At 73.6% G+C, this 23,497-nt stretch carries 13 protein-coding genes; 9 read left to right on the forward strand and 4 right to left on the reverse strand.

The features are described 5' to 3' along the window. Window positions 1–83 precede the first annotated feature (83 nt). On the reverse strand, window positions 84–668 hold the full coding sequence (locus PUR61_RS06900) for a helix-turn-helix domain-containing protein (RefSeq protein ID WP_329876721.1): 585 nt from the start codon (window positions 666–668) through the stop codon (window positions 84–86). A 138-nt stretch (window positions 669–806) separates the two neighbouring features. Between PUR61_RS06900 and PUR61_RS06905 the strand changes: the two genes are divergently transcribed. The 4 genes from PUR61_RS06905 (at window position 807) to meaB (ending at window position 7,720) form a co-directional block, all read left to right on the forward strand. Continuing rightward, window positions 807–2,285 carry an MFS transporter gene (locus PUR61_RS06905; protein WP_329876723.1) on the forward strand — a complete coding sequence of 493 codons (1,479 nt, stop codon included), beginning with the start codon at window positions 807–809 and terminating at the stop codon, window positions 2,283–2,285. Window positions 2,286–2,589: 304 nt separating this feature from the next. After that, window positions 2,590–4,506: a methylmalonyl-CoA mutase family protein gene (locus tag PUR61_RS06910; protein ID WP_329876725.1), complete on the forward strand. Its 1,917-nt coding sequence runs from the start codon at window positions 2,590–2,592 to the stop codon at window positions 4,504–4,506. Then, window positions 4,506–6,710: a methylmalonyl-CoA mutase gene (gene scpA, locus PUR61_RS06915; protein WP_329876728.1), complete on the forward strand. Its 2,205-nt coding sequence runs from the start codon at window positions 4,506–4,508 to the stop codon at window positions 6,708–6,710. Before PUR61_RS06910 ends, scpA begins: the two co-directional genes overlap by 1 nt. A gap of 11 nt (window positions 6,711–6,721) precedes the next feature. Further along, window positions 6,722–7,720, forward strand: coding sequence for a methylmalonyl Co-A mutase-associated GTPase MeaB (meaB, locus tag PUR61_RS06920; protein ID WP_329876730.1), 999 nt, complete (start codon window positions 6,722–6,724; stop codon window positions 7,718–7,720). Window positions 7,721–7,866: 146 nt separating this feature from the next. On the opposite strand, the gene PUR61_RS06925 is transcribed toward meaB, so the two are convergent. Continuing rightward, window positions 7,867–8,469 (reverse strand): superoxide dismutase, encoded by a 603-nt coding sequence (locus PUR61_RS06925; RefSeq protein ID WP_329876732.1) that lies wholly within the window; start codon window positions 8,467–8,469, stop codon window positions 7,867–7,869. Between the two features lie 203 nt (window positions 8,470–8,672). On the opposite strand from PUR61_RS06925, the gene tsaD reads away from it, so the two are divergent. The 3 genes from tsaD to PUR61_RS06940 all read left to right on the forward strand — a co-directional run bounded on the left by tsaD (window position 8,673) and on the right by PUR61_RS06940 (window position 14,843). Next, on the forward strand, window positions 8,673–9,725 hold the full coding sequence (gene tsaD, locus PUR61_RS06930) for a tRNA (adenosine(37)-N6)-threonylcarbamoyltransferase complex transferase subunit TsaD (protein ID WP_329876835.1): 1,053 nt from the start codon (window positions 8,673–8,675) through the stop codon (window positions 9,723–9,725). Window positions 9,726–9,945: 220 nt separating this feature from the next. Continuing rightward, the gene (locus tag PUR61_RS06935; RefSeq protein WP_329876734.1) at window positions 9,946–12,270 is read left to right on the forward strand and encodes a M9 family metallopeptidase; all 2,325 of its coding nucleotides are present in this window, start codon (window positions 9,946–9,948) and stop codon (window positions 12,268–12,270) included. A 266-nt stretch (window positions 12,271–12,536) separates the two neighbouring features. Next, entirely contained in the window at window positions 12,537–14,843 is a 2,307-nt protein-coding gene (locus PUR61_RS06940) for a M9 family metallopeptidase (RefSeq protein ID WP_329876736.1), read from the forward strand. Window positions 14,844–14,913: 70 nt separating this feature from the next. Here the strand turns inward: PUR61_RS06940 and PUR61_RS06945 are convergent, their stop codons facing one another. Further along, complete coding sequence (locus PUR61_RS06945) at window positions 14,914–15,411, reverse strand: DUF5990 family protein (RefSeq protein ID WP_329876738.1); 498 nt, start codon at window positions 15,409–15,411, stop codon at window positions 14,914–14,916. 101 nt (window positions 15,412–15,512) lie between these two features. Then, entirely contained in the window at window positions 15,513–21,467 is a 5,955-nt protein-coding gene (locus tag PUR61_RS06950; RefSeq protein WP_329876740.1) for a TIR domain-containing protein, read from the reverse strand. A gap of 160 nt (window positions 21,468–21,627) precedes the next feature. On the opposite strand from PUR61_RS06950, the gene PUR61_RS06955 reads away from it, so the two are divergent. Together PUR61_RS06955 and PUR61_RS06960 are read left to right on the forward strand one after the other, a co-directional pair. Next, entirely contained in the window at window positions 21,628–22,836 is a 1,209-nt protein-coding gene (locus tag PUR61_RS06955) for an SLC13 family permease (RefSeq protein ID WP_329876742.1), read from the forward strand. A 215-nt stretch (window positions 22,837–23,051) separates the two neighbouring features. Beyond that, entirely contained in the window at window positions 23,052–23,486 is a 435-nt protein-coding gene (locus PUR61_RS06960) for a hypothetical protein (protein ID WP_329876744.1), read from the forward strand. Window positions 23,487–23,497 lie beyond the last annotated feature (11 nt).

Here is a 23,497-nt window from a genome sequence, read left to right on the forward strand (position 1 = left end):
CCGCCATGGCCGGCCCCCGTCGGCGGGCGGGGTGGCACATCCGGCCCACCGGCCCACCGGCCCGCCGGCCCGCCGGCCCGCCGTCAGACCTTCGGCCTCGCCCGGACGTGCATCCGCTCGCCCTGCCGCCCGAACAGGCTGAGCAGTTCCACCGGGCGCCCGTCCGCGCTGGTGAACCAGTGCGGGACCCGGGTGTCGAACTCGGCCGCCTCGCCGGGGCCGAGGACCACGTCGTGCTCCCCCAGCAGCAGCCGCAGCCGGCCGTCCAGCACGTACAGCCACTCGTAGCCCTCGTGCGTCCGCAGGTCCGGCTCGGTGCCACGGTCGACGATCACCAGCTTGTACGCCTGGAGCGGGCCCGGGCTGCGGGTCAGCGGGACGACCGTCCCGCCGTTCGGCAGCGCACGCGGCGTCAGCCGGACCCGGGGGTCGCCCACCTCCGGGGCGCCGACCAGTTCGTCCAACGGCACCCGGTAGGCGCCGGCGAGCGGCAGCAGCAGTTCCAGGCTCGGGCGCCGCTGGCCGGACTCGAGCCGGGACAGCGTGCTCTTGGAGATGCCGGTCGTCTCCGACAGGGCGGCGAGCGTGATGCCACGTTTCTCCCGCAGCCGGCGGAGCCGGGGCGCCACCTCGTCGAGCACCGCCCGGTAGCCCTCTGGTTCGTCCATCCGCGCTTCCCACCTCCGTCGTCCCGGAACCGGCAACAAAGTTTGCCACCCCGACGCGCCCGGAGCACGCTCCCCCACGTGTGCCGCGCAGCGGCCACGGGACGGCCCCACCCCGGGCCGCGGAGAACGGAGTTCGGGTTGACCACCACAGACGCGGGACAGAGTCCGGCGACGGCCGGACGGGCGACGCGGGCGGACTCCGTCCGGTGGGCGCTCGCCGGCCTCTCGCTCTCCGTGCTGCTGTCCTCGCTCGGCACCAGCATCGCCAACGTCGGCCTCCCGACCCTGGCCCAGGCGTTCGGCGCCTCGTTCCAGGCCGTGCAGTGGGTCGTCCTCGCCTACCTGCTGGCCGTCACCACGCTGATCGTCACCGTCGGCCGGCTCGGCGACCTGGTCGGACGGCGGCGGCTGCTGCTGGGCGGCCTGCTGCTGTTCACCGCCGCCTCCGTCCTCTGCGGTCTGGCCCCCACCCTCGGGCTACTGGTCGCGGCCCGGGCGGCGCAGGGCCTCGGCGCGGCCGTCATGATGGCGCTCACCATGGCGTTCGTCGGGGGGATCGTCCCGAAGGAGCGGACCGGCCGCGCCATGGGGCTGCTGGGCACGATGTCCGCGGTGGGCACCGCGCTCGGCCCCACCCTGGGCGGCGTGCTGCTCGCCGGTCCCGGCTGGCGGGCGGTGTTCCTGGTCAACGTGCCGCTGGGGGTGACGGCCCTGCTGCTCGCCCGTCGCCACCTGCCGGCCGACCCGGCCGACCGAACGGCGTCCGGCGCCACCCGGGCCCGCTTCGACCACCTGGGCACACTGCTGCTCGCCCTGACGCTCGGGGCCTACGCACTCGCCATGACCCTCGGCCGCGGACACTTCGGTGTGCTCAACCTGGCCCTGCTGGCGGCGGCGGCCGTCGGCGTCGTGCTCTTCGGACTCGCCCAGACCGGGGCGGCGGCGCCGTTGGTCCGCCCGGGCGTCCTGCGCGACCGGCGGCTGAGCGCGAGCCTGGCGATGAGCGCCCTCGTCTCCACGGTGATGATGGCGACGCTGGTGGTCGGCCCCTTCTACCTCGCCCGGACGCTCCGGCTGGACGCGGCCCTGGTCGGGCTCGCCCTGTCGGCCGGCCCGCTGGTCGCCGCCCTGACCGGGATCCCGGCCGGGCGGATCACCGACCGGTTCGGCGCGCCGCGCACCACGGCGGCCGGCCTGGCGGCCGCGTCGGCCGGCGCGCTCGCCGTCGCCCTGCTGCCGGACTCGCTCGGCGTGGCGGGCTACCTCGTGCCGGTCGCCGTCGTCACCGCCGGCTACTCGCTCTTCCAGACCGCCAACAACACGGGCGTCATGGCGGACGTCCCCGCCGACCGCCGGGGCGTCGTCTCCGGCCTGCTCAACCTGTCCCGCAACCTCGGCCTGGTCACCGGCGCCTCCCTGATGGGCGCCGTGTTCACCCTCGCCTCGGCCACCTCCGACGTCGCGACCGCGGCCCCCGGCCCGGTTGCCACCGGCATGCGCGTGACCTTCGCGGTCGCGGCGGGCCTGCTGCTCGCCGCGCTCGGACTCGCGCTCGCGCCGGCGCTCGCCGCCACGCCGCGCGCCGCCCGCTGCGGACGCCGGATCCGGACGGAGTAGGACGGAGCAAGGCGGGGAACCCGACCGCAGCGGGGCGGGCCCGTGGCAAGCGGGTGGCAAGCGCGCGGCAAGCCGCCGGTAACCGGCCGGTAAGCGAGTGACGGGTGGGCGGTGAGCGGGTGGTGGGCCGCCGGTAGGCCATCGGTGAGCGGGTGGCGGGCGGGTGACGGGCGGAGCAGCGGCAAGCCCGTCGCGCCGCCCCGGTGACACCGGCGGCACCGTTAGTGCAACAGAGTGCACAGCGAGGGCAAGGTCACACCATCCACCCCTGCTACGCCTTGCCACGGAGCGCTAACCTGCGGGCATGACGGTCCCGCCCGAAGGGCTCCCCCTGGCCGCCGAGTTCCCGGCCGCACACCGAGAGCAGTGGCAGACCCTCGTCGAGGGTGTGCTGCGCAAGTCCGGTGCGCAGCACGCGGACGGCGCAGCGGCCGAGCAGGCGCTCACCACCGCACTCCAGGACGGGCTGCGCGCCCGTCCGCTGTACACCGCCGAGGACGGCCCCGCCGACCCCGGCCTCCCCGGCTTCCCGCCGTTCGTCCGCGGCAGCCGGCCCCAGGGCTGTTCGGTCACGGGCTGGGACATTCGTCAGCGGCACGCCCATCCGGACGCCAAGCGGACCAACGAGGCGGTGCTGGCCGACCTGGAGCACGGCGGAGGCTCACTCTGGCTGGAGCTCGGCGGGAACGGCCTGCCGATCGCCGCGCTGCCCGAGGCGCTGACCGGCGTCTACCTCGACCTGGCCGGTGTGGTGCTCGACGCGGGGCCCGAATTCCCGGACGCGGCCGAACAGTTGTTCCAGCTCTACCAGGAGCGCGAGGTCTCCCCCAGCGCCGCCGCGGGCAACCTCGGCGCCGACCCGCTCGGTCTGCAGGCCCGCACCGGGGAGGCCGGACGGACCGACGCACTGCTCGCCGCGGCGACCTCCCTCGCCGCCCGCTGCGCCGGGGACTACCCGGGCCTGCGCGCACTGACCGTCGACGCCCTGCCGTACCACGAGGCCGGCGCCTCGCCCGCGCAGGAGCTCGGCGCCTCGCTGGCCACCGGCGTCGCCTACCTGCGCGCGCTGACCGGCGCCGGGCTGTCCGTGGACGCCGCGCTGGGCCAGCTGGAGTTCCGCTACGCGGCCGACGCCGACCAGTTCCTGACGATCGCCAAGTTCCGGGCCGCGCGCCGGCTCTGGTCCCGGGTCGCCGAGGTGTCCGGCGCCGCTGCGGAGTCCTCCGCACAGCGCCAGCACGCCGTCACCTCCGCGGTGATGATGACCGCCCGCGACCCGTGGGTGAACATGCTCCGCACCACGATCGCCTGCCTGGCCGCCGGGGTCGGCGGGGCGGACGCGGTGAGTGTCCAGCCGTTCGACAGCGCGCTCGGCCTGCCGGACGCCTTCGCCCGCCGGATCGCCCGCAACACCCAGTCCATCCTCCTGGAGGAGTCGCACCTGGCCCGGGTCGTCGACCCGGCCGGCGGCTCCTGGTACGTGGAGCGGCTGACCGACGAGCTGGCGCACGCCGCCTGGGAGTGGTTCCAGGAGATCGAGCGCGCCGGCGGGCTGCGGTCCGCACTGGAGTCCGGGCTGGTCGGCGAGCGGATCGCGGCCACCTGGGCGGAGCGCTCGGTGCGACTGGCCAAGCGGCGCGAACCGGTCACCGGCGTCAGCGAGTTCCCGAACCTGGGCGAGCAGTCGCCGGTCCGCGAGCCGGCCCCGGCCGCACCGGGCGGCGGGCTGCCGAGGGTGCGCCGCGCGGAGGCGTACGAGGCCCTGCGGGACCGCTCGGACGCGTACCTCGCGGCCACCGGCGCTCGGCCCGGGCTCTTCCTCGCCTCGATCGGCTCCGCCGCCGTGCACACCGCGCGCACCACCTTCGCCGCCAACCTGTTCCAGGCCGGCGGCATCGCGACCACCTCGGTGGAGGGCACCGAACCCGCCGCGTTCGCCGAGGCGTTCGCCGCCTCGGGCGCGCGGGTCGCCTGCCTCTGCTCCAGCGACGCGCTGTACGGCGAGCGGGCCGAGGCCGTCGCCGCCGCGCTCAAGGCGGCCGGCGCGCAGCGGGTGCTGCTCGCGGGGCGGCCCGGCGAGCAGCGTGAGGCGTACCTGGCGGCCGGGGTGGACGAGTTCGTCTTCGCGGGCGGCGACGCCGTCGCGACCCTGACCGCCCTGCTGGACCGGATCACCGACGAGATCCCCGTGGAAAGCCTCGACGAAAGCGGAGTGGCGTGATGATCCCCGACTTCACCGGAATCGGGCTGGACGGGGACGCCGGCGCGGACGTCACCGACGGCCAGTGGCGCAACGCCTGGCGGCAGGCCACCGGCAAGGACGTCGACGAGCTGCTCTGGGACACCCCCGAGGGCATCGGCGTCAAGCCGCTGTACACCTCCGCCGACCTGGCCGGCCTGGACTTCCTGGACACCTACCCGGGTATCGCCCCGTACCTGCGCGGCCCGTACCCGACGATGTACGTCAACCAGCCGTGGACGGTCCGTCAGTACGCGGGTTTCTCCACCGCGGAGGAGTCCAACGCCTTCTACCGCCGGAACCTGGCCGCCGGTCAGAAGGGCCTCTCGGTCGCCTTCGACCTGCCGACCCACCGCGGCTACGACAGCGACCACCCGCGCGTCACCGGCGACGTCGGCATGGCGGGCGTGGCGATCGACTCCATCTACGACATGCGCCAGCTCTTCGACGGCATCCCGCTGGACCGCATGTCGGTGTCGATGACCATGAACGGCGCGGTGCTGCCCGTGCTGGCGCTGTACATCGTCGCGGCCGAGGAGCAGGGGGTACCGCCCGAGAAGCTGGCGGGGACCATCCAGAACGACATCCTCAAGGAGTTCATGGTCCGCAACACCTACATCTACCCGCCGCAGCCGTCGATGCGGATCATCTCGGACATCTTCGCGTACACCTCGCAGAAGATGCCCCGGTACAACTCGATCTCCATCTCCGGCTACCACATCCAGGAGGCCGGGGCCACGGCCGACCTGGAACTGGCCTACACCCTCGCCGACGGCGTGGAGTACCTGCGGGCCGGACTGGACGTCGGGCTGGACGTGGACGCGTTCGCGCCGCGCCTCTCGTTCTTCTGGGCCATCGGCATGAACTTCTTCATGGAGGTGGCCAAGCTCCGCGCGGCCCGCCTGCTCTGGGCCAAGCTGGTCAAGCAGTTCGACCCGAAGAACGCCAAGTCGCTCTCGCTGCGCACCCATTCGCAGACCTCCGGCTGGTCGCTGACCGCCCAGGACGTGTTCAACAACGTCGCCCGCACCTGTGTCGAGGCGATGGCCGCCACCCAGGGCCACACCCAGTCGCTGCACACCAACGCGCTGGACGAGGCGCTCGCGCTGCCGACCGACTTCTCGGCCCGGATCGCCCGCAACACCCAGTTGCTGCTCCAGCAGGAGTCCGGCACCTGCCGGGCCATCGACCCGTGGGGCGGCTCGGCGTACGTCGAGAAGCTCACCCACGACCTCGCCAACCGTGCCTGGCAGCACATCCAGGAGGTCGAGGCCGCCGGCGGCATGGCCAAGGCGATCGACGCGGGCATCCCCAAGCTCCGCGTCGAGGAGGCCGCCGCCCGCACCCAGGCCCGGATCGACTCCGGCCGCCAGCCGGTGATCGGCGTCAACAAGTACCGGGTGGAGAGCGACGAGCAGATCGAGGTGCTCAAGGTCGACAACTCCTCGGTGCGCACCCGGCAGATCGAGAAGCTCCGCCGCCTGCGCGACGAGCGCGACGAGGCCGCCACCCAGGCCGCCCTGCACGCGCTGACCCGCGCCGCCGAGGCCGGCCCGCAGCGCGGCGGATCGCTGGACGGCAACCTGCTCCACCTCGCGGTGAACGCGGCCCGCGCCATGGCCACCGTCGGGGAGATCTCGGACGCCCTGGAGAAGGTGTACGGCCGGCACTCGGGCCAGATCCGTACCATCTCGGGTGTGTACCGAGACGAAGCGGGCCAGTCGGCGCCCCTCCAGCGCACCCGGGACCTGGTCGAGCGGTTCGAGCGGGCCGAGGGCCGCCGACCGCGCATCCTGGTCGCCAAGATGGGCCAGGACGGCCACGACCGCGGCCAGAAGGTGATCGCCACCGCCTTCGCCGACCTCGGCTTCACGGTGGACGTCGGCCCGCTGTTCCAGACGCCCGCCGAGGTGGCCCGCCAGGCGGTCGAGGCGGACGTGCACATCGTCGGCGTCTCCTCGCTGGCGGCCGGGCACCTCACGCTGGTGCCGGCGCTGCGCGCCGAGCTGGCCGAGGCCGGCCGGGAGGACATCACCATCGTGGTCGGCGGGGTGATCCCCCCGCAGGACTTCGAGGCGCTGTACGCGGCGGGTGCCGCGGCGGTCTTCCCGCCCGGCACGGTGATCCCGGACGCCGCCTACGACCTCCTGGAGTCGCTCGCCGCCGACCTCGGCCACGAGCTCTGAGGCGCTGAGCGATGGCGCCCCGGACGATCGACCTCGACAGCTACGCGACGGGTGTGCGGGAGGGCTCGCGCGCCTACGTCGCGCGGGCCATCACCCTCGTCGAGTCCACCCGGCCCGACCACCGCGCGCTGGCGCAGCAGCTGCTGACGATGCTGCTGCCGCACGCGGGCGGGGCGGTCCGGGTGGGCATCACCGGGGTCCCCGGTGTCGGCAAGTCGACCTTCATCGATGCCTTCGGCACCATGCTCACCGGACTCGGCCACCGGGTCGCGGTGCTCGCCGTCGACCCGACCTCCAGCCGGACCGGCGGTTCCATCCTGGGTGACAAGACCCGGATGGAGCGCCTCGCCGTCGACCCGGCCGCGTTCGTCCGCCCGTCACCCACCTCCGGCACGCTCGGCGGGGTGGCCCGGGCCACCCGGGAGTCGATGGTGGTGATGGAGGCCGCCGGCTACGACGTCGTGCTGATCGAGACGGTCGGCGTCGGACAGTCGGAGACCGCGGTCGCGGGCATGGTGGACAGCTTCCTGCTGCTCAGTCTGGCCCGCACCGGTGACCAGTTGCAGGGCATCAAGAAGGGCGTGCTGGAGCTCGCCGACGTGATCGCGGTCAACAAGGCGGACGGCCCGCACGAGACCGAGGCCCGTGCGGCGGCCCGCGAACTCGCCGGCGCGCTGAGGCTGTTGCAGGCCCCGGACGCGCCGTGGACGCCCCCGGTGCTGACCTGTTCCGGCCGCGACGGCAGCGGGCTGGACACCCTCTGGGAGCGGCTCCAGCAGCACCGCAAGGTGCTGGACGCGACCGGCGCGCTGGCCGCCAAGCGGCGCGACCAGCAGGTCGAGTGGACCTGGGCGATGGTGCACGACCAGCTCCTCGCCCGGCTGCACGCCCACCCCGAGGTCCGCCGGCTCGCCCCCGCCCTGGAACACCGGGTCCGCGAGGGCACCCTGCCGGCCGGGCTCGCGGCCCAGCGGATCCTGGACGCCTTCCGGACGCCCGACGAGGACTGACGAGGACTGACGAGGACTGACGGCCGGGGGCGCCCCGGCGGGGCGCCGTGACACGGAGAGGCCCCCGACCGGGCAGGTAGCCGGTCGGGGGCCTTCCGTCACCCGCCCTCGCGGGTCAGGTGCTCACGGGCGGTTCACCCGGAAGGTCAGGCGCTCGTGACCGCCGCGAAGCGGGTCGAGACGTCCTGCCAGTTGACGACGTCCCACAGACGGGTGACGTAGTCCGGGCGCACGTTGCGGTACTGCAGGTAGTACGCGTGCTCCCAGGCGTCGAAGGCCAGCAGCGGGGTGGTGCCCTGGCCGACGTTGCCGTGGTGGTCGTAGACCTGCTCGACGACCAGGCGCTGACCCAGCGGCTCCCAGGAGAGGATGCCCCAGCCGGAACCCTGCACACCGACGGTCGCGGTGGTCAGCTGCTTCTTGAAGGCCTCGAACGAACCGAAGTGCTCGGTGATCGCGTCGGCGAGGGCGCCGTCGGGACGGTCGCCGCCCTCCGGGGAGAGGTTCTCCCAGAACAGCGAGTGCAGCACGTGGCCGGAGAGGTGGAAGGCGAAGGTCTTCTGGAGACCGACCAGACCGCCGAACTGCTCCTTGTCACGGGCCTCGGCCAGCTGCTCAAGGGTGTCGTTGGCGCCCTTGACGTACGCCGCGTGGTGCTTCGAGTGGTGCAGCTCCAGGATCTCGGCGGACATCGCGCGCTCAAGAGCGGAGTAGTCGTACGGCAGGTCGGGAAGCGAGTAGGTGCCCATCAGGACACGGCCCCTTTCGGCGAGTTCAACGGTGACGATCGTGCCGGAAACACACTATTGCGTATCGGTTGCAGAAACTAAGCAAGGGCTCCTGCGTATTCCTCACACCCCGGGGATCGTCACCCTTCACTCCTATTGCACAATGGTTGCAGGTACGGACTTTCAGCAGCAAGGGCGGGTGGACGACGGTGACCGGATCGCCGGTGGTACTGGGCATCGAGTCGTCCTGCGACGAGACCGGGGCCGGGCTGGTGCAGGACGGGCGGCTGCTCGGCCAGGCGGTGGCCTCCAGCATGGACGAACACGCCCGCTACGGCGGGGTGGTGCCGGAGATCGCCGCCCGCGCGCACGTCCACGCGATGGCGCCGGTGGTCCGCGAGGCGCTGGACCGGGCCGGGCTCACCCTGGCCGACGTCGGCGCCGTGGCGGTGACGGCCGGTCCGGGCCTGTCCGGGGCGCTCCAGGTCGGGGTGGCGGCGGCCAAGGGCTACGCGTACTCGCTCGGCGTCCCGCTGTACGGCGTCCACCACCTGGCGGGGCACGTGGCCGCCGCCACGCTGGACGGCGAACCGCTGCCGAACCCGTGCGTGGTGCTCATCGTCTCCGGCGGCCACACCTCGCTCCTGCTGGTGCGCGACCTCGCCCGCGACCCGATCGTCCACCTCGGCGACACCCTGGACGACGCGGCCGGCGAGTGCTTCGACAAGGTCGCCCGGATCCTGCACCTGCCCTACCCCGGCGGGCCGGCCATCGACCGCGCCGCCCGCGACGGCGACCCGCGCGCCGTGCGCTTCCCGCGCCCGCTGACGGGCCGCAACGACGCCCCGTACGCGTTCTCCTTCTCCGGCCTCAAGACCGCCGCCGCCCGCTGGGTCGAGGCGCACCGCGCGGCCGGTACCGAGCCGCACGTCCCGGACGCGGCCGCCGCGCTCCAGGAGGCGATCGCCGACGTGCTGACCCGCAAGGCCGTCAGGGCCTGCACCGATTACGGGATCCGGACCCTGGTGGTGGTCGGCGGGGTGGCGGCCAACTCGCGGGTCCGGGAGCTGGCCGAGCGGCGCTGCGCCTCCGCCGGGATCACCCTGCGGGTGCCGCCGCTGCGGCTGTGCACCGACAACGGGGCGATGGTCGCGGCCATCGGCGACCTGCTGGTCCGGGCCGGCGCCGAGCCCGCGCCGGCCGACCTGTCGATCGACCCGTCGGCGCCGCTGGAGTTCGCGGCGCTCACGCCGCTCGCGGCCCCACGGGCCGCCTGACCCCACCCGCACACCCCTCGGCCCCTCGGTCGCCCCGGCGGCCGGGGGCCGCCACGCCTGCGCTCTGACAGCCCTCTGACAACGTTTCGGTTGCGACGGTGGACAAACCCGGTCCGGGCTCTTCCCGACACGATGCGACATGTGCCATTTTACATGTCACACATCGAGTGGCCGCGTCCCCCAACCGCGCGGCCCCGAACGGCCCCGGAGGCCCCCACAGATGCGTCCCTTCCGCATATCCAAGGCCGGCGCGCGCAGGCTCCCTGCGCTCGGCGCCGCCTTCTTCATCGCCCTCGGCCTGTTCGCACCGCAGAGCCAGGCCGCCCCGGCCGGTGCGGGCTCCCCCGCGGCCAAAGCCGCCACCGGGGTCACCGCCGCGTCCGCGCCGAAGGCGATCCCGGTGCCCAAGTCCCCCGACGCCGGCACCGGCGACCGCCCGCTCGCCTCCGAGAGCGCCGGCAAGGAGACCCCCGTCCGGGCCGTCACCCCGACCCCGGCCGCCGCCGCGAAGAGCGCCAAGCAGTTCTCGGCCGCCCCGGCCGCCGTCGACTGCAACCTCTCCGGCGTGCTGGGCGGCTCGGGCAGCGCGCTCGTCCAGTCGCTCAAGGCGCTCCCCGACGTCACCTGCACCTACCCGCTGTTCAACCTCACCGGGACGGACGCCGGGAAGGTCTTCCGCGAGGCCCAGATGGTCACCGTGGCCGACGCGCTGCGCACCGCCTCGGCCACCTACGCGGGCAACAACAGCGCGGGCATCGGCCAGCTGGTGATGTTCCTCCGCGCCGGCTACTACGTGCAGGGGAACAACGAGGCCGCCGTCGGCGCCTACGGCACCGCGCTGCAGACCGCGATCCGCGGCGCGCTGGACGCCTTCTTCGCCGCCCCGCGCAGCCAGGACGTCACCGAGGCCAACGGCGCCACCCTCAACGAGGCCGTCACCCTCATCGACAGCGCCGACGAGAACGGCCGGTACGCCGGCGTCGTCAAGCGCCTGCTCGCCGGTTACGGCAGCAACTGGCCGGCCTCGATGAAGCTCGCCGTGGACCACGTCGAGTGGGTCATCGAGGGCGGGTTCGACCTGAAGTACGGCGACACCGGCTTCATCGCGGCCCTCCAGGCCGACCCGACCGTCGCCACCACCTGGGCCGCCTTCGTCACCCGCAACGCCGCCCAGCTGGACGGCGGCGACGTCGCCACCCGGATCGGCATGCAGCTCGGCAACCTGCTCACCGTCGACGCGCTGAAGGCCCAGGGCCGCCCGCTGGTCAAGGACCTGATCAACCGCTACCCGCTGGTCGGCGCCACCGGTCCGCTCACGATGAACCTGGTCTGGTTCACGGAGGACGCGGACAAGGGCAACTGCTCGTACTACGGCACCTGTGACCTGCCGACCCGGCTCGTCCCGCTGGTCCTCGTCAACACCCAGACCTGCAACGCGAACCTGCGGGTCCGCGCCCAGCAGATGAGCGCCACCGAGCTGGCCGACACCTGCACCAGCCTGATCAACCAGGACGCCTTCTTCCACAAGGTCATCAAGGACAACGGGGCGGTCCCCGGCGACCTGAACACCAACCTGGAGGTCGTCGCCTTCGACGACTACTACAACTACAAGCTGTACGCCTGGATCATGTACAACATCGACACCGACAACGGTGGCATGTACGAGGAGGGCGACCCGAGCAAGGCCGGCAACCAGGCCCGCTTCATCGCCCACGAGGCCGACTGGCTGCGCCCGCAGTTCCAGATCTGGAACCTCAACCACGAGTACACCCACTACCTCGACGGCCGCTACAACATGGCCGGTGACTTCGAGGCCGGCATGACCACCCCGACCATCTGGTGGGTCGAGGGCGTCGCCGAGTACATCTCGTACCACTACCGCAACGAGCGCAACGCGGGCGCCATCGCCGAGGCGGGCAAGAAGACCTACAGGCTCAGCGAGCTCTTCGACACCGTCTACGACCAGACCCCCGACGCCGACGTCAACTCGACCCGGGTCTACAAGTGGGGATACCTGGCCGTCCGCTACATGCTGCAGTCGCACCCCGAGGACGTCAACGCGCTGCTCGCCAAGTACCGCGCCGGTGACTGGGCGGGCGCCCGCACCCTGCTCAAGTCCACCATCGGCACCAAGTACGACGCCGACTTCTCCACCTGGCTGACCGCCTGCGCGGCCGACAACTGCGGCACCCTGCCGACCTCCCAGGCCCCGGTCTGCACCATCGCCGACCCGCGCCAGTTCGACAAGAACTGCCGCCGGGAGAACCTCACCGCCACCGCCGGCAACTACAGCTACCACTTCCTGAACCTGCCGGCCGGCGTCCAGCAGCTGACCATCACCACCACCGGCGGCACCGGCAACGCCGACCTCTACTACGGCGGCAGCACCTGGGCCACCACCTCCTCCTACCAGGCGAAGTCCACCAACGCCGGCAACAACGAGACCCTGACGATCAACAACCCGCCGTCCGGCTGGGTCTACTTCAGCCTCGCCGCCGGACAGCAGAACTTCAGCGGCGCCGGCGCCACCGTCACCTACCAGTAGGCCACGACCGCTCGGCGACAGGCGTCGCCGAGCAGCACGTTCCACCGGACCCGGAGGGCCCCGCCGCACCGGCGGGGCCCTCCGGCCATGTGTTCTGACAACGTTTCGGTTGCGGCGAACGACAATCCGGTCCGAGGCCTTCCCGGCGCCATGCGACATGTGCCATTTTACATGTCACACATCGATTGGCCGCGTGCCCCAACGCGCGGTCACAACGGCCCCGGAGGCCCCCACAGATGCGTCCCTCCCGGATATCAACGGCCAACGTGCGCAGACTCCCTGCGCTCGGCGCGGCCTTCTTCATCGCGCTCGGCCTGTTCACACCGCAGAGCCAGGCCGCGCCCGTCGGCGCCACGGCCCCGGCCGGCGTGAACGCCACCGGAACCACCGCCTCGGCGCCGCGGTCGATCCCGGTCCCCAAGTCGCCCGAGGCCAGGAACAACAGCCCCTTCAAGCTCTCCTCGCAGGACTACGGCAAGCAGTCCGCCGTCCCCGCCGTACCGGTCACCGAGCCCCTCAAGGCGGCCAAGCAGTTCTCGGCCGCCGCCGGGGAGCCGTGTCCCAACCTCTCCGAACTGATCAACGCCACGGGCAGCGCGTTGGTCCAGCAGCTCAAGGCACTGCCGAACGTCCCCTGCGCCTACCCGCTGTTCCAGCTCACCGGCGCCGACGCCGGCAAGGCCTTCGGCGAAGCCAAGATGGTGACCGTCGCCAACGCGCTGCGTGACGCCTCCGCGACCTACCCGGGCGACAACAGCACCTCCGTCGGGCAGTTGGTGATGTACCTGCGCGCCGGCTACTACCTCCACGAGGTCCTCCCGGACGCCGTCGGCACCTACGGTCCGACCCTGGAGACCGCGGCCCGCGGCGCGCTCGACGCCTTCTTCGCCGCCCCGCACAGCAAGGACATCACCGACGCCAACGGCGACACCCTCAACGAGGTCGTCACGGTGATCGGCCAGACCAGGACCTTCGGCCGGTACAACGGCGTCCTCAAGTGGATGCTGAACAGCTACGACGGCAACTGGCCCCGGCTGATGAACCTCTCGCTGAAGCACTTCGACTGGCTCATCGAGGAAGGCCTCGACCCCAAGCCCGAGAAGGACGGCCAGGGCCTCAAGGCCGCGCTCAAGGCCGACTCCTCGCTCCTCGACGCCTGGTCGGGCTTCATCACCCGCAACGAGGACCTGCTGAACCGTGACGACATGGTCAGCAACATGGGCCGCTACCTCGGCTACGCCCTCGTCGTCCCCGAGCTCAAGGACCGGCTCCGGCCGCTGCTCAAGGACCTGATCAACCGGTACCCGAACGTCGGCCCCACCGCGCCGATCACCATGAACCTGGCCTGGGCCACCCGCCAGTTCGACAAGGGCAACTGCGCGGCCTACGCCATCTGCGACCTGACGGACCGCCTGCTCCCGGTCATCCTCCCGATCCAGCGCACCTGCAACCCGGGCCTGAAGATCCGCGCCCAGGACATGTCCCCCGCGCAGCTGACCAGCACCTGCACCAGCCTGACCAACCAGGACGCGTACTTCCACAAGGTGATCGGCGACAAGGGCGCGATCCCCGGTGACGTGAACACCGACCTGGAGGTCGTCGCCTTCGACGACTACTACAACTACGCGCTGTACGCCTGGGCCTTCTACAACATCGACATCGACAACGGCGGCATGTACGAGGAGGGCAACCCGGCCCTGCCCGGCAACCAGGCCCGCTTCATCGCCCACGAGGCCGACTGGCTCCGCCCGACCTTCCACATCTGGAACCTCAACCACGAGTACACCCACTACCTCGACGGCCGCTACAACATGGCCGGCGACTTCGACGCCAGCCTGACCACCCCGACCATCTGGTGGGTCGAGGGCATCGCCGAGAACATCTCGTTCGGCTACCGCAACCTGCCGAACACCGACGCGATCGCCGAGGCCGCCAAGAAGACCTACAAGCTCAGCCAGCTGTTCGACACCGTCTACGGCCAGGAGGCGGACCCCGACGTCAACTCGACCCGGGTCTACAAGTGGGGCTGGCTGGCCGTCCGCTACATGCTCCAGGAGCACCGCGCGGACATCGAGACCGTGCTCACCAAGTACCGCACCGGTGACTGGGAGGGTGCCCGCACCTTCCTGAAGCAGACCGTCGGCACCGGCTACGACGCCGGCTTCGACGCCTGGCTGACCGCCTGCGCGACCAACGGCTGCGGCACGCTGCCGGACGCCCCGGTCGCCCCGACCACCCCGGTCTGCACCATCGCCGACCCGCGCCAGTTCGACAAGAACTGCCGCCGGGAGAACCTCACCGCCACCGCCGGCAACTACAGCTACCACTTCCTGTACCTGCCGGCCGGCGTCCAGCAGCTGACCATCACCACCACCGGCGGCACCGGCAACGCCGACCTCTACTACGGCGGCAGCACCTGGGCCACCACCTCCTCCTACCAGGCGAAGTCCACCAACGCCGGCAACAACGAGACTCTGACGATCAACAACCCGCCGTCCGGCTGGGTCTACTTCAGCCTCGCCGCCGGACAGCAGAACTTCAGCGGCGCCGGCGCCACCGTCACCTACCAGTAGGCCGCTCCACCGGAACCCCCCGGGGTCCGCGGCATGACGGAGGGCCCCGCCGGTGCGGCGGGGCCCTCCGTCATGCCGCCGCCCCGCCGCCCCCGGCCGACCAGGCGATCACCGGCGGGCGGACCGCCCCGCAGAGCGGGTGGCCCTTCGCGTCGGTCAGCCCGAGCCGGCCCACCAGCAGCCCGCCGCGCACCGCCGCGCCGAGGGTGGCCGGCGGGACGGCGTCCAGGAACAGCTTGGCGCGGCGGAGCAGCGCGGGGCCGTCCGGGCCCGGGGTGAGCCAGGTGAGGTAGACGAACCGGGCGCCCGGGCCGCCCTGCACGTACGGGCCCAGCAGGTCCGGGCCGGCCGGGCCGGGCTTCACGGTGCACTCCACCGTCCAGACCGCCCCGTCCGCGTCCCCCGCCACCGGGTCGAGGAGCTCCCCGGGCCTCCCCTTGCGCTGCACACCCACCTGGACGGCGGTGTACCCGGGGAACCCGGGGACCGCGGCGCCGCTGCGGCCCGGGAGGTCGGTGGCCTCGATGCGAAGGCGGACGGTGCTCGTGGTCGTGCTCGTGGTCGGCATGCGCTCATCCTGCCCGCACGCACCGACGGCACCGGCTCATCGACGGCGGCGCACCCGGAACGGCGGCTCACCCAGGACCGCGGCGCACCCGGAACGGCGGCTCACAACTCCTCCTCCGGGGGGAGCCGGTGGACGCCCGGAAGGTGGGTGTCCAGCTCGCCGGGCTCGAACCGGCACATGCCGACGGCGTGCCAGAACTCCCCGGCCACGTCGCCCTCGCACTTGTACGCACCGGAGGGCAGCAGCGCCGCCCAGCCGTCCGGGGCCCCGAGCAGGGTGGCGAGCGCGGTGGGCCGGCCGTCGGCCCGGACGCGCCAGAGCCGCACGGTGCCGTCCTCGCCGCCGCTGGCCAGCAACGAGCCGTCCGGGCTGAAGGTGACCGCGAGGATCCGGCCGGTGTGGCCGCGCAGGCCGGCCACCTGCTCGCCGGTGCGCGGGTCCCAGACCCGGACCACCCGGTCGTCCCCCGCGGTGGCGAGCAGCGGCCGGGACGGGTGGGCCGCGGCGGTCCAGAGCCGCCCGACGTGGCCTGTCAGCCGGTGCCGGACGACGCCGTCGCCCCAGATCAGGGTGGTGCCGTCCCAGGAGGCGCTGGCCAGCCAGGAGCCGTCGGGTGCCGGTGAGACGGCGTACACCCGGTCGGTGTGGCCGTCGAGTTCGGCCTCGACCCGGCCGGTGTCGACGTCGGAGATCCGGACCCTGCTGTCGTCGCAGCCGGTGAACAGCCGCCGGCCGTCCGGGCTGAACGCGATGGAGCGGACCCGGCCCCGGTGCTCGCGCAGGGTGACGAGGTGGGCGCCGGTGCGGCGGTACCAGACGCGGACGGTGTCGTCGTCGTTGGCGGTGGCCACGAGGACCCCGTCGGGGCTGAACGCCTCGGCCCAGACGTGCTCGGTCTCGACGTCCATCTCGCGCAGGTACTCGCCGGTCCGGGCGTTCCAGAGGCAGAGGTCGCCGTCGTTGGTGGCGGTGGCCAGGATCGCCTCCTCCGGGCTGAATTCTGCGGAGACCAGCCGGCTGCTGCGGCCGGAGAGTTCGCGCACCCGGCGGCCCGTGGCGGGCTCCCAGAGCCGGACCACGCCGTCGTTGCCGCCGGCCGCCAGCAGGGTGCCGTCGCCGCTGAAGCTGAGCGAGCCGATCCGGCGGCCGTGGCCGCGCAGCAGCTGGCGGCTGCGGCCGGAGGCCGGGTCCCAGAGCCGGACCAGTCCGTCGTTCCCGCCGGTGACCAGCAGGGCGTCGGTCTCCGCGCTGCCCCGGCCCGCGCCCGGGCGGAACCGGCAGGCCCAGACCGAGCCCCGGTGCTCGGGCGGCTGACGGCGCAGCGGCACCACCTCGTGGCCGCCCCGGGCCGCCGGGTCCCCGCCCGACCGACCGGTGCCGTCCGCCCGGGGGATCCGGGTGACCCGCCAGATCCGCACCCCGCCGTCGCTGTCGCTCGCGGCGAGCCGGGTGCCGGCCTCGTCGAAGGTGACCTGGTAGATCTTGCCGGTCGAGTCCTCGGGCCGGCCGGCGGTCGTGCCGTCGAGCGGGTTCCAGAGCCGGACCTGGCCCTCGGTGTCGCCGCTGGCGAGCAGGTCGCCGTCGGGGTGGAAGGCGAGCGTGTAGATCCGCCCGGCGTGGCCCGGCAGGGTGTGCAGCAGGCGCCGTCCGGCCGCCTCCCAGATCCGCACGGTGCCGCCGGTGCCGTCGCCGCCGTCGGCGGTGGCGATCAGGGTGCCGTCCGGGCTGAACGCGGACCGGTAGACGGTGCCCCGGTGGCCGGGGAGCACGGCGAGCCGCCGGCCGGTGGCGGTGGACCAGAGCCGCGCCCCGCCGCCCTGGTCACCGGTGACCAGTTGGGCGCCGTCGGGGCTGAACACCGCCGTGTAGACGGGCGCGTCGTGACCGGGCAGGCGGTGCAGCGGACGGCCGGTGCCGGTGTCCCAGAGGGTGACCACGCCGTTCGGGTCGCCGGTGGCGACCAGTCGCCCGGACGGCCCGAGGGAGACCGGCCAGACCCCGCCGGCGTGGACGTCGAGGCGGTGCCGGCACTCCCCGGAGACCTGGTCCCAGAGCCGGACGGTGCCGTCGGCGCTGCCGGTGGCCAGCACGTCACCGGCGAACTTGACCGCGTAGACCCGGCCGATGTGGTCCTTGAGGGTTCGCAGGGCGACCCCGGTGACGGCGTCGCAGACCAGCACGCTGCCGTCCTCGCTGCCGACCGCGAGCAACCGGCCGTCGGGGCTGAAGGCGACGGGTTCGGGCAGCCGGGTGGAGCGCACGTCGAACCCGTACGGGACGCCGACCTCGGAGGGGCTGAACCCGGCCTCGACGGGCAGCCCCGGGGCGATGGCGGCGGCCCGCAGCTCGGGCGCGGCCAGCACCTCCGGGTCGGTGACGGCGGAGATCAGCGCGGCCCGCTGCCACCGGCTTCCGCGCAGCCGGGCGGCGCGCAGGTCGGTGCGGACCAGGCGGGCGCCGCGCAGGTCGGCGGAGCGCAGGTCGGCGCCGGACAGGTCGGCGCCGTCGAGCCGGGCGCCCGCCAGGGTCGCGCCGCGCAGGTCGGCGCCGGACAGGTCGGCCCCGAGCAGGCGGGCGTCGGTCAGGTCGGCGCCGGACAGGTCGACGCCGGACAGGTCGCGGTGCGAGAGGTCCTCGCCGGCCAGCGTGGCGCCGCGCAGGTCCGTGTGCGCGGGCACCCGCAGCCGGTCCAGCACCTTGACCGCGTTGAGCCGGGCCGCCTCGCCGCCCTCGTGGGCGCCGTCCAGGACGGACCGGGCCCAGCGCTGGCAGATCTGGTGGTCCGCGAGGTCGCAGAGGAACTCGACGGCGAGCCGGCTGAGCGGTCCGCGGGCGAGCAGCTCGGTCTCGCCGCGTTCCAGGGCGGCCGCGGCGGCCCGGGCCACCAGCCACTCCACCACCGAGCCGTGGATGAAGTGGAACATGCCCTCGTCGGAGCGGATCAGCAGGCTGCCGGAGCCGACCGCGTGCGCGAACTGCGAGGTGGGCATCGGGTTCTCCGCCAGACCGCTCAGCACCCCGGCGATGTCCACGATCTCGTCCAGCGCCATGGAGACCCGGCCGCTCTCCCAGAGCCGCACCGCGAGCAGCGTGACGGCCTGCCAGAGCTGGTCCAGGCGCAGGCCGGGGGCGGCGCCCGGGCCGCCGTGGCCGCGCTGCTCCTCGAACCTCAGCCAGGAGGTGAAGACCTCCTGGTAGAGGCCGGCGGCGCTGAGCGCCCGGCCGGCGCCCGCCACGGCGCGCAGCCGGTCGTGGTCGAGGTCGGCGACGAAGCTGAGCAGCCGGGGGTTGCGGCAGAGCGCGAGCAGGTCGGGGATCGCCTCCAGCAGCCGCATCCGGCGGGCCGCGGCGTCCGGATCGCCGTACCGGTTGGCGAGGTAGCCGCGGATCTGGTGCGGGGTGAAGTCCTGGACGGCGACCAGCCGGCGCTGCGGGAGCAGGCCGACCCGCTCGCCGAGCGCGGTGAGCACCTGCTCGTGCGAGCTGAAGTGCTGGGTGCGGCTGGTGACGACGATCTTGGCGTTGTCGACGGCGGCGTCCAACAGCACCTGGAGGTGGTCGGCGGCGCGCTCGTAGCTGACCCGGTTGACCAGTTCGTCGAAGCCGTCGAAGAGCAGGACGACGCGGCCCTGCCGGAGCATGTAGCGGAACGCCCGCAGGTCGAGGGTATCGATGCCGTGCTCGGTGAGGTGGGCGGCGACCAGGCCGTCCAGCGAGTGCGCCTTGTCGAGCGCGCTCAGGTCGATGAACAGCGGTGCCAGGTGCGGGAGTTCGGCGGGGATGCGGCGGGCCGTCTCGCGCAGCGCGAAGGTCTTGCCGCGGCCGAAGTCGCCGAGCAGCAGGACGAACCGGCCGTGGTCGGAGTCGAGCAGCCGGAGCAGCTCGTCGACCAGGCCCTCGCGCTCCTGGACGCCGGGGCGCTCGGCGTCCCGGAAGCGCTGCGGCAGGTAGAGACCGGGCTGGTACTGGCTGTCGGTGCTGAGCCGCTCGCTCTGGGCGGAGACGTAGTCGCGCAGGTCCAGCAGGCCCTGGAACTCCACGAAGCTGCGCAGCCGCACCCCCCGGCGCCGGGCCCGCTCGCGCAGCACCCGGGGTGGCGGCGGTCCGTCGTGGACGAGTTCGGCGTCCAGGCCGGCGCCGTCGGCGTGCACCTCGTCGGCGAAACGGTCGACGTCCTCCAGGGTCGGCGTCTGCACGCTGACCGCCACCCGCTGCTGGCGGACCAGGCCGGACTCGGCCCAGGTGACGAAGAGCTGCGGCGGGGATCCGGCCACCTCGCGGATCTGGGCGCCCTGGTGGCGGGTGCGGCAGACCTCGGCGACCCGGGCCAGCAGGGCGTCCACCGGCGAGGTCAGCCTGCGGGTCTCGCGCTCCGCCCCGGCGGCGGGGCGGACCTCGTCCACCTGCGGCGGTTCGACGGTCGGGGCCGGGCCGGCCGGCTCGGGCACCGGGAACGCCCGCCCGGCCCGGCGCCAGGGGACGGCCGCCTGCTGGGGCTCGGCGTCCGGGGCGGACCAGCGGGTCAGCCCGTCGCGGGTGAGCCGGAGCAACTGGTGGCCGCCTGCGGCCGGGGCCCCGAGCACGGTCACCTCGCCGGCCGAGGTGGCGAGCGGCCCGACGGCGCCGCGGGCGGCGGCCGGGCCGTGCAGCAGCAGGTGGAGCCGGGGCGCGGTCAGCCGGGTGAACCGGTCGACGTCGCGGAGCGGTTCGGCGTCCGGGCCGCCGCGGGCCGGGCGGGCGGCGGTCGGCCGGGAGCCGGCCGGGCGGCCCCCGACGGCGTGCGCGGCGCCCTGGTGGGCGCCCCCCGGGCCGGTTCCCGGGTGGGCGGCGGCGACCGGGTGGCGCAGGGCGCCGATCCGCAGCCAGCCGTCGTTCTCGTACGGGCGCAGCGCCTGGGCGAACCAGGCGGCCTGCTCGGGGCCCAGCCAGCCGTACCGGTCGTCCGGCCGGTGGGACCAGGCCATCGAGGAGTTCAGACCGGCGACGACGGTGCCCAGTTCGGGGACCGGGAAGAGGGTCCACGGCTGGGCGCTGTCGAAGACCACCTCCAGCCCCTGGTAGAACTCCTGGAACAGCCGGGCGTAGTGCCGCCACTTGGGCCAGAAGGGCGGGGTGGGCCGCAGCTCGTCGGCCTCGCAGGTGGCGAAGTAGGCGCGCGAGGCGGCCTGGCTGACGTCCTGCCCGCCGGGGACGATCGCCACCCGGTGCGGCTCCAGGCCGAGCAGGGCGCGCATCCCGGTGAGGAAGGAGAGCGCCTGCTCGCACTCGCGGGGGCTGCCGGAGGCGGTCAGGTCACCGGTGACGACCACCAGTTCGGGTGTGGGGGCCCCGGAGTCGGCCAGCTCCACCAGGTCGCCCCAGACGGCGGCCTGGAGATCGACCGGGTCGTTGCCCCGCCCGAACTCGGGGCCGGCCAGGTGCAGCACGGTCACCGCCTCGCGCCCGCCGGCCCGGCCCGCCGCCTGCGGGTACTCGGGCTGGACGGACGGCCTGCGCCGACCCGCCCAGCCGGTGCCCCCGACCGGGCGGGGGGCGGGGATCTGCGTCTGGGCCGCCGGCGGGAGGGCGCCGGGCGCGCCGCCCGGGTAGCCGGGGCGCAGCTCGGGCCGGGACCGGCCGTCCATCGCCGCCGCGACCCGGTTGAGCAGGAGCTGCCGGGCGCGGGCCGGCTCGTCGACGCCCACCAGGTCGATGTAGGTGAGGGTGGCGAGCAGGCCGTCCACCGGGATGTCCTCGATCCGGACCGTGACCAGCCGGCGGTCCGGCGCGTCCGGATCCGCGCGCAGGGCGGCCTGCCACTCCATCCGGCCGTAGCGCGAGCGCTCGTAGTTGCGCGAGAGCAGGGCGATGACGGCCGCCGACTCGGTGACGCCGCGGTCCATGAAGTCGACGAAGTTGGTGCCGGGGACGAAGTCCCACGCCTGGAGGAACGCCCGGTAGCCGGCCTCCTCCAGCGTCCACGCGATCCAGGCCGCCCAGCGTTCGTCGGCCGGCGAGTAGCTGATGAAGAAGTCGATCGGCCCGGGGCCACCCGGGGTCGCGTCAAGAGCCCCCATGGAGAGAGCTTATGACCGATCCGGACGGGCTGAACCCTCCTTGCCCACAACGGTTTCGGGTGATCTCCGGTCCGGATTGCGGGAACGCGCGACCGGTGTCCGACCGGACGTACGAGTGGCGGTGTCGACCCGCGACGCCTCGTGTGCGACCCTGACGTCCGTGTTTGCGTACTGGCCCGCCGTCCGGCGACTTCATCCGCTCGACCTCCTTGCCGGCGGGCTGCTCGTCCTCGGCCTGCTCTTCCTCGCCACGGGGTTGCTCCCCCCGGACTCCGCCGGGGCGGCCGTGCAGCGGATCGCGCCGCTGCTGGCCTTTCTGGGCTCGGTCATCGTGCTGGCCGAACTGACGAGCGCCGCGGAGGTGTTCGACGTGCTCGCGGCCTGGGTGGCGCGGGTCGGCCGGGGCAGCTACCCGGTGCTGTTCCTGCTGTGCGTGGGCTTCGCCTCGCTCACCACGACCGTGCTCAACCTGGACACCACCGCCGTGCTGCTCACCCCGGTGATGCTGGCGCTCGCCACCCGGGTCGGCATCGCCCCGCTCCCGCTGGCGATGACCACGGTCTGGCTGGCCAACACCGCGAGCCTGCTGCTCCCGGTGTCCAACCTGACCAACCTGCTGGCCGCCGACCGCGTCGCACTCTCCCCCGCCGGGCTGGCCCGGGCGATGTGGGCGCCGCAACTGGCAGCGCTGCTCGCCACCATGGCCTGCCTGTGGGGGTTCTACTGGCGGCGCGGGCGGCGGGGGGCGGACGCGTACCGGCCACCGGCGGCCCACCGGCCGAAGGACCGGGCGCTGTTCCGGATCTGCGCGCTGGCCTGCGCCGGGTTCCTGGTGGCCAGCCTGGCGGCCGTCGTCCCGCTCTGGGTCGCCTCGGGCGCGGCGGCGGCGGTGGTCGTCGCCGCCTACGCCGTCCGGCGCCCGGAGGGGCTGCGCGCCTCGTTGATACCGTGGCGGCTGCTGGTCATGGTGCCCGGGATGTTCCTGGTGGTGCAGACCGTGGACGCCCACGGGCTGCACCGGCTGCTCTCCGAGGCGATCGGCACCGACGGTGGGGTCCTCGGCCTGTTCCGGGCCTCGGCGGTCGGCGCGGGCCTGTCCAACGTGCTCAACAACCTGCCGGTCTACCTGGCCGGGGAGGGCGCGGTGCCGGCCGGCAACCACCAGCAGCTGCTGGCCCTGCTGATCGGCACCAACATCGGCCCGCTGATCACCCCCTGGGCCTCCCTGGCCACCCTGCTCTGGTACGAGCGGTGCCGTTCGGCGGGTCTGCGGGTGCCGCTGCGGAGCGTGGCCGGGGCCGGGGCCGTGCTCGCCGTCGGCGGCGTGGCGCTGGCCACCGCGGCCCTCGCGGTGACGGGCGGCTCCTGAGGGACCGGCCCGGGGGTCAGGGGCAGGGCGTCGCGTTCGGGGAAGGCCCGCGCCCTCCGGGCTTCGAAGAAGTCGCCGATCGCCCCGAGGATGTCAGTCAGCGCTGCGGCAGTTTCCCGGGAACCCGCATGTGACGGTTATTACCTCGGATAACCTCGCATATCCGAGGTAATAACCGGATATGACGATCCGTCCGCCCGAACCGAGGGGCCCCTGTGACCGACACCCGCACCCCGCCCGCCGAACAGCTGCACTACGCGGTGGACCTCACCCCGGCAGACATCGAGGCCATCCACGGATTCCTGTACGAACGGATCACTCCGATGAAGGGGGACGACCTCTTCGGCAGCCCGGAGCAACGCGCCGCGCGGGCGCTGGCGAGTCTGGTGCGCACCGCGAGGGCCCGCGCCGAGGTGATGCTCGCGCGTCTGACCGAGAACCCCGACGACCGTCACCGGGGGGAGAACCTGCATACGCTCCGGCAGTGCTGGCAGTCCCTGGTGGAGGTCGCGGAGGAGTGGTCCGACGCGCCCGGCTTCGATCGCCGCCGGTGGCGCGACGTCGACGCCGACCCCGCCGCCGCAGCGCTGCGCCACCGGCTGGTGGCCAAGCAGCGCGCCGAGGCCGCCGACACCGCCACGCAGGCCTGACCCAGCGGCAC

This window comes from Streptomyces sp. BE20, from assembly GCF_036322525.1.
Lineage (GTDB): Bacteria > Actinomycetota > Actinomycetes > Streptomycetales > Streptomycetaceae > Kitasatospora.

Bases quoted from the DNA above. Each gene is read 5' to 3' on its own strand.
- PUR61_RS06935 (WP_329876734.1), top strand. From the start codon at position 9,946: ATGCGTCCCTTCCGCATATCCAAGGCCGGCGCGCGCAGGCTCCCTGCG.
- PUR61_RS06910 (WP_329876725.1), top strand. From the start codon at position 2,590: ATGACGGTCCCGCCCGAAGGGCTCCCCCTGGCCGCCGAGTTCCCGGCC.
- scpA (WP_329876728.1), top strand. From the start codon at position 4,506: ATGATCCCCGACTTCACCGGAATCGGGCTGGACGGGGACGCCGGCGCG.
- PUR61_RS06900 (WP_329876721.1), bottom strand. From the start codon at position 668: ATGGACGAACCAGAGGGCTACCGGGCGGTGCTCGACGAGGTGGCGCCC.
- PUR61_RS06925 (WP_329876732.1), bottom strand. From the start codon at position 8,469: ATGGGCACCTACTCGCTTCCCGACCTGCCGTACGACTACTCCGCTCTT.
- PUR61_RS06950 (WP_329876740.1), bottom strand. From the start codon at position 21,467: ATGGGGGCTCTTGACGCGACCCCGGGTGGCCCCGGGCCGATCGACTTC.
- meaB (WP_329876730.1), top strand. From the start codon at position 6,722: ATGGCGCCCCGGACGATCGACCTCGACAGCTACGCGACGGGTGTGCGG.
- PUR61_RS06945 (WP_329876738.1), bottom strand. From the start codon at position 15,411: ATGCCGACCACGAGCACGACCACGAGCACCGTCCGCCTTCGCATCGAG.